This window comes from Companilactobacillus zhachilii, from assembly GCF_003606365.2.
GTDB lineage: Bacteria > Bacillota > Bacilli > Lactobacillales > Lactobacillaceae > Companilactobacillus > Companilactobacillus zhachilii.
Map to the genome: position 1 here is coordinate 1,277,088 of NZ_CP031933.2, position 19,584 is coordinate 1,296,671.

Annotated in this window: 9 protein-coding genes; 8 read left to right on the plus strand and 1 reads right to left on the minus strand. The window is 36.5% G+C overall.

Going from position 1 to position 19,584, the window contains the following annotated elements:
- The first annotated feature begins 35 nt into the window (after positions 1-35).
- Entirely contained in the window at positions 36-8,543 is an 8,508-nt protein-coding gene (locus D1B17_RS05845; RefSeq protein WP_120142599.1) for a lectin-like domain-containing protein, read from the plus strand.
- 130 nt (positions 8,544-8,673) lie between these two features.
- Here D1B17_RS05845 and D1B17_RS05850 read toward each other — a convergent pair whose 3' ends face one another.
- Entirely contained in the window at positions 8,674-9,963 is a 1,290-nt protein-coding gene (locus tag D1B17_RS05850) for a glycosyltransferase family 2 protein (protein ID WP_166806630.1), read from the minus strand.
- A 611-nt stretch (positions 9,964-10,574) separates the two neighbouring features.
- Here D1B17_RS05850 and D1B17_RS05855 point away from each other — a divergent pair.
- The 7 genes from D1B17_RS05855 (at position 10,575) to D1B17_RS05885 (ending at position 19,516) form a co-directional block, all read left to right on the plus strand.
- Positions 10,575-11,522, plus strand: coding sequence for a LacI family DNA-binding transcriptional regulator (locus D1B17_RS05855; RefSeq protein WP_120142597.1), 948 nt, complete (start codon positions 10,575-10,577; stop codon positions 11,520-11,522).
- 94 nt (positions 11,523-11,616) lie between these two features.
- On the plus strand, positions 11,617-13,278 hold the full coding sequence (locus tag D1B17_RS05860) for a glycoside hydrolase family 13 protein (protein WP_120142596.1): 1,662 nt from the start codon (positions 11,617-11,619) through the stop codon (positions 13,276-13,278).
- A 12-nt stretch (positions 13,279-13,290) separates the two neighbouring features.
- Positions 13,291-14,586 carry an alpha-amylase family glycosyl hydrolase gene (locus tag D1B17_RS05865; protein WP_120142595.1) on the plus strand — a complete coding sequence of 432 codons (1,296 nt, stop codon included), beginning with the start codon at positions 13,291-13,293 and terminating at the stop codon, positions 14,584-14,586.
- Positions 14,587-15,562: 976 nt separating this feature from the next.
- On the plus strand, positions 15,563-16,876 hold the full coding sequence (locus D1B17_RS05870; protein ID WP_120142594.1) for an ABC transporter substrate-binding protein: 1,314 nt from the start codon (positions 15,563-15,565) through the stop codon (positions 16,874-16,876).
- Between the two features lie 24 nt (positions 16,877-16,900).
- A complete protein-coding gene (locus D1B17_RS05875; protein WP_120142593.1) occupies positions 16,901-17,761 on the plus strand; it encodes a carbohydrate ABC transporter permease in 861 nt (286 codons plus the stop codon).
- Positions 17,761-18,573, plus strand: coding sequence for a carbohydrate ABC transporter permease (locus D1B17_RS05880; RefSeq protein WP_120142592.1), 813 nt, complete (start codon positions 17,761-17,763; stop codon positions 18,571-18,573). Before D1B17_RS05875 ends, D1B17_RS05880 begins: the two co-directional genes overlap by 1 nt.
- 343 nt (positions 18,574-18,916) lie before the next feature.
- A complete protein-coding gene (locus D1B17_RS05885; protein WP_120142591.1) occupies positions 18,917-19,516 on the plus strand; it encodes a hypothetical protein in 600 nt (199 codons plus the stop codon).
- Positions 19,517-19,584: the final 68 nt, after the last annotated feature.

Here is a 19,584-nt window from a genome sequence, read left to right on the forward strand (position 1 = left end):
CTTTTATAAAAATAATAGTGGGGAAGGTTCTAAAAATGAGGCAAAAAGTATCTAGTTATGAAGAAAAGAAACGATTCATTTTATATAAGGGACATACAGGCTGGAAAATTAAGACAAGAATTTTTGGCAGCTTGTTAATTACTTTCTCAGCGTTTGCTTTTGCGGAAAATACTGGGATTATTAGCGTTCACGCGGCTGATGCAACACCACAACAGGAAGAAAATGTTGCTGCATCTACAAAGGACAACTCGTCAGCTAAGTCATCTCAATTAGAGTCAAATACTGGAAATGATAATGAGAATGTTATTGGTGAAAAGAATCAAGACTCAACAACAGACACTAGTACAAATATTGCTGCAAAGGATAATATCGATTCAGAGCAAGAGGCTAAACCACAAATAGAATCAACAACAAAATCTGAGGACGAAATGGAGTCACAACAAGCAGAAGCACTATCATCTCAGCCTGAATCTATGGAATCTGATGTTGTTCAAAAAGATAAAAAAGTTATGACACCTGAAACAACGCAGATTACACCTCAATCAGCAGATGTTAATGATACGTCAACTAATAAATATCCAGTGCTATCACCAGGTAAAGATGTTGATGTCGGTGCTGATACCACACAAGTCCACTTATCAGCGGATCAAATAGCCGGTCATTTTACGGCTACAGTCGAAAATAGAGATGGTAGTGATAAAGATAATGACCCAGCAGATAATATTAAAACAGTACCTATTGGAGCGGATGGAACGGTTGCATTAACAAGTAATGATCCACATCAGTATTATACTTCTGCTGGTAATTCAACTTCAGTTACTGGGCATCAAGTTGCTCATGTATCATTTGAACATGAAATTGACTTTAGTCATGACTTTTCAATGTCAGGTGCTTTAGGTATTGGAAGTAAAACATCTGGCGGTGCCGATAGTGTCGGCTTTATTTTTGCACCGGGTGATCCATCTAAGGCTACCCAAGGTGGATCTGGTGGTATGTTAGGACTTCAGGGCTTGGATAATGCTTTTGGATTCGTCTTTGATGAATATGACAACATGAATTCCTATAATGATCCAGGAACATCAACAGGTGGCTGGTTTGGTAGTACGACCTTTTCACCATATGTTGGTTGGCGTACAACTGATGCGGATGGAAAATTACAAAAGGTAAGTAGTGATGCTGAATGGAAGAAAACAAGTGACCTTACTTTAAACCGTAGTCAAGGTAATACCTTAAACGATTTCACGATGGACTATAGTTCTAATACAAAGACATTAACTGTCCAACTTGGCGGGCAGACATTCACCAGATCAATTACAGATGTAAGTTCTGGATATTCGATTTCTGTTGCCGCTTCAACCGGAGGTTCTTGGAATGATTATTCAGCTAAGATCGATAAGTTTAGTTATACGCCAAAGACGATTCCTTTAGGGGTTAAGTTAGTGGACGCTTCAGATACAGATGCATTATTGAATAATGTAAAAGTTAAGGCAATTGCTAATATTGGTGATACGGTTTCCATTTTTTCAACTCAAGAAGCAGCTGATCGTGCTGTTAAAGAAGATAAACTTGATCCTAACCTTGTCGCTGTTATACCACCTGATTCAGCTGGAAATATTTATGTTATTGATGGTGATAAAAATGTACCAGGTGAAACAGGAACAGTACATCATATTGGTGGTGATACGACTGTCGGAGATGGAACATATTATAGCTATACGGTTAAAGATGGTGATGGTCAAAATATGACCGTGCCAGTAAGATTAGCCTATAAGGCGGTAGTCACTCCAGTTGATTCAAAAACAAAACAACCAATTGCCGGATTGGATCCAGTAACAGTAGTCGCCGTTGCTGGTAAACCATCATTAGTTCAGATTCCAGGATACACAACGACTAAAGTTACTTTAGCCGCTCCAGTTGAGGGCGAAAAAGTTGCTCATGATAATTTGATAATTAATCAAGGAGCTACTGGTACAGAAACAGCAACAACGACAGATCAGTCAAACCCAATTGGACACTACTATACAGGTGAGAGTAAAACTGTTGATGGACATGAGGTAGTGACAAAAGCTACTGTTGGTACTGGACAATCTGTTTCAGATGATTTGAATAATGGGAAATTGAATGATAAAGATGGTAATCCTGTTGTTAGTGGTCAAAAAGCTGATGACGGTACAGGTCTAAAGACTATTACCAATAATGATTATTATTGGTCAAGTGTAGGCAATGCTACTGCAACCGACTCAACCGATGAAACTAAACCTAAAGATAGTGGCAGTATTCTGGTCCCAACGACTTCAACCTTGGATTATTGGAAAGGCGTTGCGGCAGCTAATCAGACTAAAGCTGATACATATAAACAACAGTCACAAGCTATGCATGACAAGTTTGTTGGTATAACAGGATTAACTCAAAAACAAAAAGACGATGCGGATGCATTGTTGCAGTCTGTTGTTGATATTTATGCCAACGTATCACAAAAAAACGGTGATGCTAAAGCGGCATTTGAAGGTGCGGAGACAGCCACCGATGCCGCTGACATATATAATGGTGGACAAAATGGTTATGCATCGTTGCGAGAAGTTCAGAACCTACTAGTTAGTTTTAAAGCAGATTTAGGAGCACTAACTACTAAAAATGATGATGTAAAGAGTAGTTTAGCAACCTTTAAATCGTCTACTCAAACATATGGAGATGCTGTCAAATTCCCTGATGTAAATTTTGGTAGCGGTTACGGAGCAATCACCGATGATCAACTAAAAGAATTTAGTGATCCAAAAAATTATTATTATTATGATGTTGATAATGATCCTGATGGGAAAGTTCAAATTTTGAAACCGAAAAATCAGGGCCACTACATGTTAAAGTTAACCGATGCAGGTAGAGAGTATCTAAAGAGCCTAGCTCCAGATAATCCTCAAGCAGGATTGTATGTTTCATCAATGTTAACGATTAATCCAAAGGAAATTAAGAATGTAACTGTTGGAGATTCAAGTGTGACCTATGGTGGGGATGCCAACGGAAATATGCCCGCCTTTAGTGGAAACTTAGGTAGTGCAGCTGAAGATTACAGCAGTGATCAAACTAATAAAGATGATTTTGAGGTGACTGATTCAAGTGGTGCCGTTGTTGGTGTCAGTCAATTATTGGCTGGAAAAACATATACTATAAGTTATACAAAGGCATTACAAGATAAACTAAATTCTGATAAGAATTATAAATTTGATAATTTTGGTACGGGAACTTTAACTGTCAACAAGAGACAAATAACAGTTAAAGCACAGAATCACAGTAAGACATATGGTGATTCATCTGACCCTGCTTTTGATTTAACTAGTGATTCAGCAAGGGTGCTTGTTAATGGAGATAAGATTTCAAGCTTAAATATGAAATTTAGCAGAACACCAGGAGAAAATGCGGGAACCTATACAATTAGTGGAAGTAGCGATAGTAGTAACTATAGTGTGATTGTCAATGATGGTACATTTACGATTGCACAAAAGCCAGTAAGTATTAGTATAAGTAGTCCAACAGTTCACTATGGTGATAGTATTCCAGCTCCAACATTTACCCTCGATAAGGGGAGCTCGTTAGTTGGTACTGATAATGATTCTGATTTGAAAGTGACGCTTACTAATCCCGATGATGCCAAAAATGTTGGTACTTACGATATAACTGGAACAGCCGCCAAGGATGGAAATTACGATGTAAATATCAATAGGGGAACATTATCTATCATTCCTAAAGAAGCTAATCCAACAGTTGAAGGAAACAGTATAACTTATGGTGATACAACACTACCAGAAATAAAAGGTAGTTTAGATACTGCATCAGGTGACCATCAATTAGATCAGTCGGATTTTGAGGTAGTAGATGATTCGGGTAATTTAATGGATCTAAGTAAAGATAAATTACAAGTTGGTAAGAAATATTGGATTCAATATACAGATAAAGCTCAAGCTGATTTGGAAGCGGACAAGAATTATGATTTCAAATCGTTTGGCAGAGCTGCATTAATAGTGAATGCCAAAGAAGCTAATCCAACAGTTGAAGAAAACAGTATAACTTATGGCGATGAAACACTACCAGAAATAAAAGGTAGTTTGGATACCGATTCAGATGACCATAAATTAGATCAGTCAGATTTTGAGGTAGTAGATGATTCGGGAAATTTAATGGACCTAAATAAGGACAATCTACAAGTCGGTAAGAAATATTGGATTCAATATACGGATAAAGCAAAAGCTTCCTTGAAAGAAGATAAGAATTATGATTTCAAATCGTTTGGCAAAGCTGCATTAACAGTAAATGCCAAAGAGGCTAATCCAACAGTTGAGGGAAATAGTATAACTTATGGTGATAAAGTACTACCAGAAATAAAGGGTAGTTTGGATACCGTATCAGGTGACCATAATCTGGATCAGTCAGATTTCGAAATAGTAGACGATTCAGGAAAGCTAATGGATCTAAATAACGATAAGTTACAGGTTGGTAAGAAATATTGGATTCAATATACAGATAAAGCTCAAGCTTCTTTGAAAGCAGATGATAATTATAATTTTGCTTCGTTTGGCAGAGCCGCATTAACAGTAAAAGCTGAAGGTGCTAATCCAACGGTAGAGACAAACAGTATAACTTATGGTGATACAACATTACCCGAAATAAAAGGAAACTTAGATGCCGCATCAGTTGATCATCAGTTAAGTCAAGCAGACTTTGAAGTGGTAGATGATTCGGGTAATTTAATGGATCTAAGTAAAGATAAATTGCAAGTTGGTAAGAAATATTGGATTCAATATACGGATAAAGCGAAAGCTACTTTGAAAGCAGATAAGAATTATGATTTCCAGTCGTTTGGCAAAGCTCAGTTAATAGTAAATGCAGAAGATGTCAATCCAACAGTTGATTCAAATTATATTACCTATGGTGACAAGTCACTTCCAGAAATTACTGGGAGTTTAGATGCCGCGGCGGTTGATCATCAGTTAAGTCAATCGGACTTTGAAGTGGTAGATGATTCAGGTAATTTAATAGATTTAAGTAAAGATAAATTACAAGTTGGTAAGAAATATTGGATTCAATATACAGATAAAGCTCAATCTGCTTTGAAAGCTGATAAAAATTATGATTTCAAATCGTTTGGTAAAGCTCAATTAACAGTAAAAGCAAAAAATGTTAATCCGTCAGTTCAGAGAAGTAGTATAACTTATGGAGATAAAACACTTCCAAAAATTATTGGTGATTTAGATACTGAGTTCAGTGATCACAACCTAGAACAGTCAGACTTCGAAGTAGTGGATGATTCAGGTAATTTAATAGATTTAAGTAAAGATAAATTACAAGTTGGTAAGAAATATTGGATTCAATATACAGATAAAGCTCAATCTGCTTTGAAAGCAGATAAGAATTATAACGTTCAATCGTTTGGTAAGGCTCAGTTAACAGTAATAGCAAAAGATGCCAATCCAACAGTAGATTCAAATTATATTACCTATGGTGACAAGTCACTTCCAGAAATAAAAGGTAGTTTAGATACCGCAAAGGTTGATCATCAGTTAAGTCAGGCAGACTTTGAAATAGTAGACGATTCAGGAAAGTTAATGGATTTAAGTAAAGATAAGTTACAGGTTGGTAAGAAATATTGGATTCAATATACAGGGAAAGCAAAAGATTCTTTGGAAGCAGATAAAAATTATGCTTTCCAGTCATTTGGTAGAGCTCAATTAACAGTAAATGCCAAAGAAGCTAATCCAACAGTTGAAAAAAATATAATAACTTACGGTGATACGACATTGCCAGAAATAAAGGGTAGTTTAGATACCGCAAAGGTTGATCATCAGTTAAGTCAATCTGATTTTGAAATAGTAGATGGTTCAGGAAAGTTAATGGACCTAAGTAAAGATAAATTACAAGTTGGTAAGAAATATTGGATTCAATATACAGATACAGCCCAAGCAAACTTGAAAGCAGATAAGAATTACGACTTTCAATCGTTTGGCAGAGCTCAGTTAACAGTAAATGCTAAATATGCCAATCCAACAGTAGATTCAAATTATATTACCTATGGTGACAAGTCACTTCCAGAAATAAAAGGTAGTTTAGATACCGCAAAGGTTGATCATCAGTTAAGTCAATCGGACTTTGAAGTGGTAGATGATTCAGGCAACTTGATGGATTTAAGTAAAGACAAGTTACAGGTTGGTAAGAAATATTGGATTCAATATACAGATAAAGCTCAATCTGCTTTGAAAGCAGACAATAATTATAATTTTGTTTCATTTGGCAGAGCCGCATTGATTGTTAAAGCTAAAGACGTCAATTCAACAATTGAAAGCAGTCATATTACGTATGGTGATAAAAATCTTCCTAATATAGTAGGAAACTTGGGGTCAGCTACAATTGATCATAAATTGAACCAATCAGACTTTGAAGTAGTGGATAGTTCAGGTAATGTCTTGAACCCAGAACAATTGCAAGCTGGAGGTAAATATTGGATTCAATATACTGATAAGGCGAAAGCTATTTTGAAAGCGGATAAGAATTATACCTTTAATTTTGAAACCGCTCCGCTAGTAGTTACTCCTAAAGATGTAAGCCCTCAAATTCCAAAAGTTGACGTTACTTATGGGGCAGATTCATTACCAGTAATTAATGGTGATTTGGGAACAGAACCAAAAGATCATAAGTTAAGTCAGTCGGATTTTGAAATAGTAGATAAATCAGATAATGTTGTGAAACCAGATCAGTTACAGGCTGGCGGTGATTATACAATTCGATATACTGATGAAGCCAAAAAAGCCTTAACCGAGGACACAAATTATAAATTTGTCTCATTCGGAGAAGCCAAACTACATGTCAAGAAAGCTGATGCGACTACAACAAAAGCTGATCCAACAAAGCCAACAGAAGCGACATATGGAGATACTCCCGAAATAACCAGAATTGCCAAAATAGGTCCTAAATCTATAAAACTTGATCGAGACGATTTCAATCTTATTAACCCTAAAAAAGGGACCGTTGAATCTGGCAAATTGCCAGTTGGTACATATTCAATTGAGTTAACAAAAGATGCTTTTAATAGATTAGAATCTAAAAATCCAAATTATGATTTTTCTAAATTATCATTTGGTAATCTCAAAATTAGTCCACTAAAAATTACAGTACAGATTAATAATCAAAATATGTATGCTGGTGATAATGAACCTCAAGATACAGCTAAGTTGAAAGAAGGCAGTCAATTAAAAGATGGTGACAGTCTTGATAAGTTGGGCATTAAGTATGAGAATCCCGATGTCACTAAAGTAGGAACTTATAAAATTAATGCCAAAACGACTAATCCAAACTATGATGTCACAATTGAACCTGGAACACTGAAAGTTTTAGGAAAAGACGTAGATTCCGATGGCAACGTAACAATAACCGAAAAAGATACTAAGGGTAATGTCGTTAAGGTCACTAAACAATGGAACGATGGTAGTAATACCGTTTATACCAGTGATCCAGTTCATGATACTAAGGGCGTTGATGAAATAGATAAAGATGGAGAGAAATCTCCATATCAAACTATTGATCCACACTCTGCCAAAATAGTTTTACCAAATTCTGATGGTTCAGCAACAGTGGTAACACTTGATGATTCTGGTCAACCAGTATTCACACATTATGGAGTAGATCCAGATCATGATGGTGTTACAAGTGCCGATGAATTAAAGAATGGTACTGATCCATTAGTCTATAATTCACGTGGCGGTCATAGTCAATTAATTAATGATGCGACAGTCGTTCAAAAGAACCAAAACGTATCGATAACCACATTCACAGTTGCTCTTTATAATAAGGAAGGCAAACAAATAAATGACCGTGTCCTTGGTATCGACAGTTGCTGGTTTAGCGATGAAGAATACACTATCGGTGGTGTAATGTACTACCGTGTAGCAACGGATGAGTTTGCAAAAGCTAGTGATGTTTACGTTTATGTCGACCCAGAACCTAGATTTGTTCGGGTTTACAATGATATCCATGGTGATTTAGTTGATTATCAAGGCAACGAATTGAATCGTGAATTATCACCAAGTTCACAATGGAGAACTGATCGGATTGCAATCATCAATGGCCAACAATATTACCGTGTTGCGACGAATGAATTTATTCCTGTCGAACAAGTTTATCCTTACGTCAATGTTGATGCCGAAGTAACAACTAATTTTGAAACACCAATTTATAATGAACGTGATGAAAAATTAGATATTGCTTTGCCAGCTAATGGAACATATAAGGCCGATAAAGTTGTTACGATGAATGGCGTTAACTATTATCGAGTTGCAACTAACCAGTTTATTCCGATTGCGGCAGTTCGTAATTATGCAAGCGTTAGTTTAAATGTAACAACGAATATCAATACCCCAATTTATAATGAACAAGGTCAATTTATGAATGTTGAATTGCCAGCAAAAGCAACCTATAAAGTTGATCGAATAGTATACATTAACGGTGTACATTATTATCGAGTGGCAACGAATATGTTCATTCGAGTAAAGGGTTTTTAATATTTGCTTGATATGAAAAAGGGGCTGTGAGATAACTATTTTTGCCTTAAACGTGCAGCAAAACATAGCTTTCTCAGCTTAAAACAAACAAGACCAGCAATCCAAAATCGGATTGCTGGTCTTGTTTGCTTTAAATTCGCTGGGTTTTATTCCAAGTTGTTTGATGACTGATTAAATGATAAATAGCGATGATTAAGCTGAAAAATAAAACGATATAAATATAGGAAATTAAACCAATTGAAAACAGAATATTATGAACGTGGAATTTGATATTAAAAATATCTCCTCGATTAATAATTAACTTGGCCCGATCGCTTAATTTTAATTCTTGCATATAAATAATTGTAAAGATAATTCCAAAGAACAATCCAATAATTGCCAACGCAATCAGGACGACGAATAGAAATTCAGGATTATTAATGTGCTTGAAAACAAAGCGGATTGTTAAATAAATAATACTGAAGTCAGCTAATAAATTAAGCACTGGTTGGAAAAAGAAGAAGTAACTATCAAATTTTTGTGAGAGGGACATTTTTTTTGACTGAATAATTTGTTTCATATATTTCCAACAATTAAAACCACCTTGAGACCAACGGGCTCGCTGGATAACTAACTTTTTAACGTTTCTTAGAGCCTCTTGATCGACATAAGCATCGGCAATATAAGCGATATGGAGCCCCTTTAATTCCATTCGTAAAGTTAGTTCATAATCTTCCAATAGCGCGTTACCCCAGGGTGTCGTACCCAATTTTTTAGTAATGCTAGAGTATCTAAAAAACTGGCCATTTCCACATAATGCAACAGCGTTTAGATTAGCACGAAATAGTTGGGTTAGGTGATTGATTGTAAAAAATTCAATATCTTGAAATGTCTGTAGAACTTTTAGTGGTGACTTCATTTTGACACGTAATTGGACAGCATCATTTCTCTCATTACTGAAAGCGTCGTTTAGTTTAAGAATACTGTTATTGCTTAGGACACCATCGGCATCAATAACACCGACAATACAATTTTTAGGATCGAGATTATGTTGACGAATAAAGGTTTGAATTGTTGGCATTGCATAGTTTAGGGAATCGCCTTTACCTGTTCGGGCATTAGGTAGTTTACGTTCAACAATGGAAATTGGTCCATCTACTTGATGAACTTTAATTAAAGTATCGTCAATTGAATCATCGTCAATAACAATAATTTGTTTTTGACCGGGAAGCTTGAGTACATTATTAAGCGTATTTTGAATAACTTTTTCTTCATTTAAACAGGGGATCAAGATGAAATAGAAGAATTCGTCGACTGGAGTATGTGACTGATATGCATTCATCAAAGCACGTTTGTAAGGCTTACGTTGATTAAAATAAACAAACAGCATGATAAAGCATTGCGTCAGAAAAACGGCGAGGGCAATTAAATATATAATCATTTTTATCATCCCTTAGATATATTTATAATTATATATTCTAATTGTTTAAACAAATAATCCAATTAATAGAGATAGTCGTTTTGTACATGGAAAATGGGCGTAGTGATAGTTAATATGCCACCTCCAAGAGCAAGAAATTTTGGTCGCTATGGGGACCGATTCGAGCCAAAAGGCGGTCTCGAATCTCGATTTTGAACCTCGCAAAATGCGCGAGTTTCAAAAGTCGTCCCGTGGTGTAGGCGTTGAAGCGCCAACTCCACCCGCACAGCGACCAAAATCTCTTGCTCTTTCCGGCTAGGGTGTGCATTCAAATTAGTCTGGTAAGAATTTATTCTGATACGGATAAATATTTTAAGAAGGTGATTGTTCCAGAATCTTATCCAGACGGTAATAAGGACCTGAAAAACATTTGAGACATCAAGCCATTCTTGAGTTAATAAAGAACTAGTCCGAATCTGGAGACGGAATATCCATAATATAAAAAATAATGAAATTTATCATGTTTCTGAAAGTGCCACGACAAGTTCCACAAAGAAAATTTTATAAAAAATAGTTTGAAAACACTTTAAATTGGTATAATTAGTTTGTGATATATGGGGGAGAGAAAAAGCATGACGACTTTAGTTGACGTTGCAAAAAAGGCCAATGTTTCCAAAATGACCGTCTCACGGGTTATCAACCATCCAGATAAGGTCACAGACGAGTTAAAACAATTAGTATATCAAGCCATGCGTGAATTAGACTATCATCCCAATATGATTGCCAAAGCGTTGGTTAATAAAAGCACACGAATCATTAAGCTCTGTATTTTGGAAGATATCGATACGACTGAGCCTTATTACATGAATTTGATGATTGGTATAGCCAAAACTTTGGATTTGCATCAGTATTCTCTGCAATTAGTTACGAGAAAAAACTTTGATATTGGTAATTGTGATGGGTATATTATTACCGGGATGCGTGAACAAGATGTTGATTGGATCAAGAATTTGAAAAAACCAGTGGTTATCTTTGGTGAGAACCGCTATGGTTTTGATTATGTTGATACTAATAATAAATCTGGAACGTATTTATTGTCACAATTAGCTTTGGAAAAAGGTTATGAACGTTTGATTTACATTGGCATTGATTCAAAGGAATCATTTGAGTATTCTCGTGAGGCTGGCTATTTACAGCAAGTCCAAGAACGAAGAATGATGCCAGAATTACATCGATTCGGTAATCACAGTCATCTGGCGGAAGAATTTGTGCGAGAAAACTGGGATAACATTACTGAAAATACTGCTTTCATTTGTGCTTCAGACCGTCTGGCAATTGGCATTGAGCGTGGAATCACACGTTGCGGTGGTAAAGTACCAGATGATTTCGGAGTAACAGGTTTTGATGGGGTCTTTTTAAATCAGGTTGCTTCACCTAAAATCACAACGATTAAACAATCAATCATTGAAATGGGTAGCGCGTGCGGTGAAAATCTGTTAGATAAGATTGATACTGACGCTAAACAGGGAGCTTTAGTTTTTGAGCCAAAGATTAGTATCGGTGGAACACTCCGCGAATAACTTGTTACCGATAACATTAAGGATAGCCTTGCTTACGTGAGGCTTACTTTTTTATACTGGTGTGTAAGGGTTTACACGAAGGGGGCAGCTTATTGTGAATTGGTATGATAAAGCAATTATTTACCAAATTTACCCTAAGAGTTTTCAAGATACTAATGATGATGGTATTGGAGATTTAAATGGGGTTACAAAGCGCTTAGATTATATTAAGGATATGGGATTCAATACTATTTGGTTGAATCCGATCTTCGTATCGCCGCAAGTTGACAACGGTTATGATGTTTCAAATTATTTTGCAATTGATCCTATCTTAGGGGACACCGATGATTTTTCTAATATGATTTCAAATGCACATCGGTTAGGATTACATATTATTTTGGATTTGCCGATCAATCATACATCCGACCAACATCCTTGGTTTAAAGATGCCGTGAATAATGCCAATAGTATTTTTAAGGATTACTATATTTGGCATGATGCTGTTGACGGTCATGAACCAAATAACTGGGGTTCTTTTTTTGGAGGTAGTGTTTGGGAGAAAAATCCTACTAATAGTAATGAATATTACTTCCATCTCTTTGATAAGCGAATGCCTGATTTAAATTGGAAGAATCCAGAAGTACAAAAGTCAGTTGCCGATATCGCTAAGTTTTGGCTAGAAAAAGGGGTCGATGGATTTCGTTTGGATGCTTTTATTCATATTGCCAAAGCTAATTTAGAACAAAATTCGTTGTTAACTAACGATAAGTTTCCGATTGATGATGTCTTTTATGCTAAGTTGCCCGCAGTGAAGAACTATATGGCTAGTTTTGTTAAAGAAATCAAAGACTATGATCTGGATGCCTTTTTGTTTGGTGAAGCTTCATCAGCTAAAGCACGTGATGCGGCTGAATATACGCGTCCTGATGGTCATGTATGTGATGTGGTAGTCAATTCCGATAATTACGGCGAGGTCTATGATGAAAGTAATCATGATATACCAAAGTTTTTCCAAGATCGGAAATTATCATTGCCAGCATTGAAACAGACGTATGTTACTTGGGAGAGTGTATTAGATAACGTTAGTTTGCCAACGTTGACATGGGGTAACCATGATATTAGTCGAGTCTTAGACCGATTAAATTTACCAGTCAATGATGATAAAGTGACTAAGCTATTAGCAATGCTTTTATTTTTACAACGTGGAATTCCCGTGATTTACTATGGTGAAGAAATTGGGATGCACGGTTTAAAATATCAGAAGGTTACAGATTTTGATGATCAACGTGCGCTAGATTTGATCAAGAATTTGCGCCAAAAATCATATGATGATGCAACTATTTTACGGTTACTAAATAATCAAGATGAAATGACGGCTCGTGGTCCAATGCAATGGGATACCTCAGAATATCACGGATTTTCGGCACACCAACCATGGAATTGGGCCCAAACAGATGAGAATAATGTTGATTGTGAGATCAAAGATTCAAAGAGTGTGCTGACATTTTATCAAACGCTTTTACGTATCAAAAAACACGACTGTTTCACTAGTGGTAATTATCAATTGTTAATTACAGATCCAGAAATTTATGCATATGTCAGAAAAACCGAAAAAACTGAGGGACTTGTCATTGCCAACTTTTCTGATCAAACAAAGACATTTGTTTTACCTAAGGCTATGTGGAAAAATGTTTTAACCAATGCAACAATCAAGAAGACCAGTGGTAGTATTGAGTTAGGTCCTTGGGGATGTTGTGCTTTGGAATCAAAAAAATAGAGGGGTGTAATAATGGCAAGTCAGACAGATATTAAATTGAGAAAAGTTCAAATTTATTCCATTTTTGTAAGAAACCATACCAAAAAGGGTACCTTAATGGCGCTAGAACCTGATTTACAACGTATTAAAAACCTCGGTACTGACTTTATTTGGTTGATGCCTATTTATCCAATCGGTAAGAAAGATCGTAAGGGTAAATTAGGGTCACCATATTCAATTAAAGATTATCGGGCAATTGATCCTAAACTTGGTACTTGGCAAGACTTTCTAAAAATTGTTAAATCGATCCATGATCACGGCATGAAAGTAATGCTTGATATTGTTTATAATCACACGTCAAGAGATTCTGTTTTACTACAAGTACATCCTGAATGGTTCTTGCATGATAAAAATGGTAATTTGCACAATAAGAATGAAGAGTGGACCGATGTTGCTGAATTGGACTACTCACATAAGGCTTTGTGGAATTATCAGATTGAAACATTGAAACGTTATGCCAAAATCGTCGATGGCTTCAGATGCGATGTTGCACCACAAGTACCGATTGAATTTTGGAAAGAAGCACGTAAGGAAGTAGCTAAAGTTAACCCTAAGACTGTTTGGTTAGCTGAATCAACAAGTAAGGATTATATTCAAAAACTTGGAGCTCAAGGTTTCCACGTCTCATCAGATGCTGAGTTATACAGTGCTTTTGATATGACTTATGATTATGATATTGACCAAACATGGCGTGCTTATGTTAAAGGCGACGTTCCTTTGAAGAAGTATGTCGAAGCTTTGAATACCCAAACGGCAATTTATCCTAAAAATTATATTAAGATGCGTGGCCTTGAAAATCATGATCAACCACGCGCACACAGTATGTTTATCAATGAAAGCGATATGTATAATTGGACAGCCTTTTCAGAATTCCAAAAGGGCTCAACACTGGTTTATGCCGGCCAAGAATTTGGCTTCAAGCATACGCCAAGTTTATTCGATTCAGATAAGTTAGATTGGAAAGATACTAAGATGAATTTGAGTTCTTTGATTGCTAAGATGCATGATTTGAGCCAAAGCGACATCCAAGTTTCCGGAACTTATAAGATAACGGCCCTGGAAAACGATACAGTTGAAGTTACTTATCGTTTGGGTGACATTATTAGAATCGGTCTATTTACTTTGAAAGGAATGTCCAGTGAGGTACCAGTTGCCTTACCAAGTGACAGTTATACCAATATGCTTGATAATTCCTTGATCCATGTGAAAGATGGTCTAGTTGAACTTGATTATGATCCAATCGTTATTCAAGGAAAGACTAATGAATAAAGTATTTTAAATTAGTGTGAGAAAACATGATTGATTTTCGAGCATTAAGCAAATGACTCCAGTAATCCGGGTTTGGATTGCTGGAGTCATTTGCTTTCTATGTACCCGCCTCCAAGAGCAAGAGGTTTTGGTCGCTATGAGGACCGATTCGAGCCAAAGAGCGGTCTCGAATCTCGATTTTGAACCTCGCAAAAAACGCGAGTTTCAAAAGTCGTCCCGTGGTGTATGCACTGAAGCGCCAACACCACCTGCACAGCGACCAAAATCTCTTGCTCTTTCCGGCTAGTTTATTCTTTGGTTCTAAATCAATAGTGAGTAATTTTCAATATTATAATGTCACCTATAACTAAAGTTATAGGATAAGGGGCCTATTTGGATTTTAAAAGTGGTTTTAAACCTATAGTAAAAAATAAACTAGCACCACGCGTATCTATGCTTTTTATTATATTCAATTGCAAATAATGATGTACTTGTTTATCGAATTAGGTAGGGGATTTCTTCCAATTAATCTGATATGGATAAACATTTTAAGAGCAAGATTGTTCTAGAATCTTATCATGACTGTAATAAAGGCTATGAAAAATATTTGAGCTATCAAGCCATTCTTGGGTTAATGAGGAACTAGTCGGAAGATTCAGACAGTGGTTACTGGCAGTGAAAGTGGTGTTAGGACGACCGCTTTTGTCGTTCTTACAGCACCGGGCGCGTTTAAGACTTGCCGAACTTGCAAGGCTTAAACCGAGGTCCGAGACCTTGGCTCGGGCCGTTCCGCACTGCCAGTGACCACTGTCTGAATCTGGAGACGGCAACTTTTCAAGCGTGAGAATTTATGTCAAATACCCTTTTTAGTAGTTGAAATTTTTGAAGTTACAAACCTGTTATCGGTAACATCCCGAAAACGGTTGCAATGATAGCGTTTTCGCAACATAATGGAAATCGTAATAAAGAAATATTATTTTTATAGGGGGCTTTGGTAATGAAGAAGAACTTCTGGAAGCGTTTAGGTAAACGCGTCGGAGTTATTGCTTTGGCAGCCGGTGCAGCATTTATGTTGGCAGCCTGCAGTAACAGCTCATCCTCAGGTAAGGATGTAAAGATTACAATTCTTCAAGGAAAGGTTGAAAATAATAAGCAATTTAAACAAATTGCTAAAGAGTACGAAAAGAGCCATCCAAATGTAAAGATTGAAGTTACATCAATCGGTGGTGGTACTCAATACGATCCCGTTTTGAAGACTAGAATTTCATCTGGTAATGCACCAACAATCTTCAGTTTGGCTGGTCCAGCTGATGTTAAACAATTTAAGGCTCACGAAGCCGACTTATCAGATACAAAGGCCGCAAAGGCAGCTCAACCAGGAACATTGGATGCTGTTAAGAATGACCAAGGTAAGGCAGTTGGATTACCATTCAACGTTGAAGGTTATGGATTTGTTTATAACAAGAAGGTCTTTGAAAAGGCTGGAATCGATCCAGAAAGCTTAACAACAGTTGATAAGTTACAAGCCGCTGTTAAACAATTGGATGCTCAAAAGGATCAATTAGGCATCAAAGGTGTCTTTGCACTTCCTGGTAAAGAAGCATGGATCATGTCAGATCACTTGCTAAACCTTTACGTAGCACAAGATTACAACGGTAATGCTCAAAAGCTTTACAAGTCAAAGAAAATGGCATTTTCAAAGAATGCTGATATGAAGACAATGCTTGATCTTCAAAAAGATTACTCAATCAAGCCTGTAATGCAAATGGATTACTCAGCACAAGTTAACCAATACTTCTCACAAGGTAAAGCAGCTATGATTCAACAAGGTGACTGGATTTACCCAACAGTTGAAGGTATTGATAAAGACTTCGCTAAGAACGATATTGGTATGATTCCTATTCCCGTACCTGGTGAAGAAGGCAAACTACCAGTTGGTACATCACTATACTGGGCTGTTAATAGTAAGAAGACACAAGCAGAACAAAAAGCTGCTAAGAACTTCTTAGATTGGCTATACACATCTAAAGCTGGTAAGAAGGATGTTGTAGATACATTGCACTTCGTTCCTGCATACAAGGGTTACGACAACTACAAGATGAAAGATCCATTGACATCAGTAGTATTCAAGTACTCACAAGAACACAAGACAACCGGCTGGGCATTCCCAGGATACACAGGTACTTCATGGGATCCAGACGTTGCACAACCAAATCTACAAAAGTACTTATCAGGCAAACAAAGCTGGGATAAGACAGTTCAAAATATGACTGATGGCTGGGCAAAACAACAAAAATCAGCCAATAACTAAAAGTAACAAAAGAGGGCAATGAATATGAAAAACAAAAGTCTTTCATTCTGGTTATTTTTAACACCAACCCTCGTTGCGTTAGCTTTGGTAGTCTTCATTCCCGTTCTTGAAGGTTTGTTCTATTCATTCACTGATTGGGACGGATTGAGATTTACTAAAGTGGTAGGATTTCAAAATTACATAACATTATTCCAAGATAAGGCGTTTATTAACGCCTTTTGGTTTACAGTGGGGTTTGTAATTGTCACTGTTATCATGCTGAACGTAATAGGCTTGGGACTAGCATTATTAGTTACACAAAAATTCAAGGGAAATAATTTCTTACGTACGATTTTCTTCATGCCAAATATGATCGGTGGTTTAATTCTAGGTTTCATTTGGCAATTTATCTTTACACAAGGCTTTCAAGCTTTAGGTAACGCCTTGCATATGGATTGGCTTCAAAACTGGTTGACGAATGAAGTCACTGGTTTCTGGGGATTAGTTATTGTTACTGTATGGCAAATGAGTGGTTATATTATGATTATCTACATTGCATACTTACAAAACATTCCTAACGAAATTATTGAAGCCGCAAAGATTGACGGAGCTTCAGCTTGGCAACGTTTCACTAAGATTACGTTCCCAATGATTGCTCCAGCATTCACAGTCTGCATGTTCTTGACTCTTTCAAATGGGTTTAAGATTTATGATCAAAACTTGTCATTGACAAATGGTGGACCATATAACTCAACACAAATGTTGGCTATGGATATTGTTAATACCGCTTATAACTCTGGTAACTTTGCTTTATCAGAAGCTAAAGCTATTATCTTCTTTATCATCGTTGCTGCTATTTCACTATTGCAAGTAGCTTACAACCGTAAGAGAGAGGAGGATCTCTAATGGATAAAAAAGGCCGTGTTGGATTAGGAATTATTGGATTATTACTCGGAATACTTTGGTTATTCCCATTTTACCTAATCGTAACTAACTCATTTAAAACACCAAAAGGGATCTTCGCATCTGTACTCTCGTTCCCACATCCAAGTACCGGTGATAACTATGTGAATTCCTTCAAGGCTTTGAACTTTATCGGTTCATTGACTAATTCATTAATTATCACAGTCTGCAGTGTTTTGTTGATCATTCTTTGTTCATCAATGGCTGCATATGCTTTACAAAGAAATCACAGTAAATTGAGTGGCGGAATCTTGATGCTCTTTATTTCAGCTATGTTGATTCCATTCCAATCAGTTATGATTCCTTTGACAGCTAACTTCGGTGCCGTTCATTTTCTAAACATGTGGGGCTTGGTAATTATGTATCTAGGATTTGACGCTAGTTTGTCAGTCTTCTTGTATCAAGGTACATTAGCAAGTATTCCTATTGCGATGGATGAATCAGCTGAAATTGAAGGAGCTAGTCGTTGGCAGATCTTTACAAAAGTTATCTTCCCAATGCTTTCTCCAATTACAGTTACAGTTGCTATTTTGAACATCATTGCTATCTGGAACGATTATCTATTGCCATCACTTGTCTTACCACAAGCGCAATACACAATTCCTCTACAAATGTTCAACTTCTTCGGTGAATATACTAAGCAATGGCATTTAGCCTTAGCTGGTATTACACTTTCCATCATTCCAGTTATCATCTTCTATCTATTTGCTCAAAAATGGATTATCAAAGGTGTTACTGATGGTGCTGTTAAGTAATTAATTTTAATGCCGTCTCCGGTCACAAGCAGTGAAATCGCTGTGAGGACCGGCACAAGCCAAGGTCTTGAGCCTCGATTTTGAACTTCGCAAAGACCGCGAATTTCAAAATACGTCCTGTGCTGTAAGGCCGGGGAAAACACCCGACCTAACACCACTGCCACTGCTGATTTCACTGCTTGTGACCTCCGACTAGTGTATTAATCAATTAAATAAAATTTTGGTTTGGGACGATATATAAATAATTATTTTCAATCTTTGAATTAAAAAGAAAGGACGAACTGTTGTGATCAATTTAAAATCAAAAAATGGGCAGCGACTTATCGCGAGTGGGAACTGGTTGATGTCATTGTTTACCATCAATTTCTCATTCTTCTTAATCAATTTTTCGGTTATCTTGACCGCAATTGTTTTGTTCAATTTAAAATTTTCAACTACGTATAGTGTTTTTTTGATAATTCTTTGGTTAATGATTTCTGTCTTCACGATTCCTGGATTGGTAGCAAGTTTTGCTGCTGTTCAAGAATGGCAGACTAATGGTAGTGTAAGTTTCTTCAAATACTTTTTTAAAGAATGGTTTGATTCTCAGAAAAACTATCGTATCAATTTTGGCTTAGGTTTAGTAGCTAGTTTGTTCATCTTACTAAACAAGGTTACGTTGGGAAGTCCAGTCTGGCACATGGCTGTGTTGATTTTCACATTTGTGTATTTCATGGTTTTAGTGGCAACTGGATTTCAATTGGCAACGCATAAATTTGATAGTATTTTGACATTATTTGTTGAAAAACCTTTTCCAATAATTATCTCAGTAATAGTATTTTTAATCTTGATCTTAATGAATTTCGTTTTGCAATTGGCTTTTCTAAGTGTTATCTGTAGCGTATCGCTTCCAACGTACGTTTCTTACAGACTGCTTGGTGGTCAAATAGCCAAAAAGGATTGACTATGGGTGTGGTGGACACATCTAGATTAGTAAGATTAAACTTATTTGTTAGCTGAAAGTCGAAAATA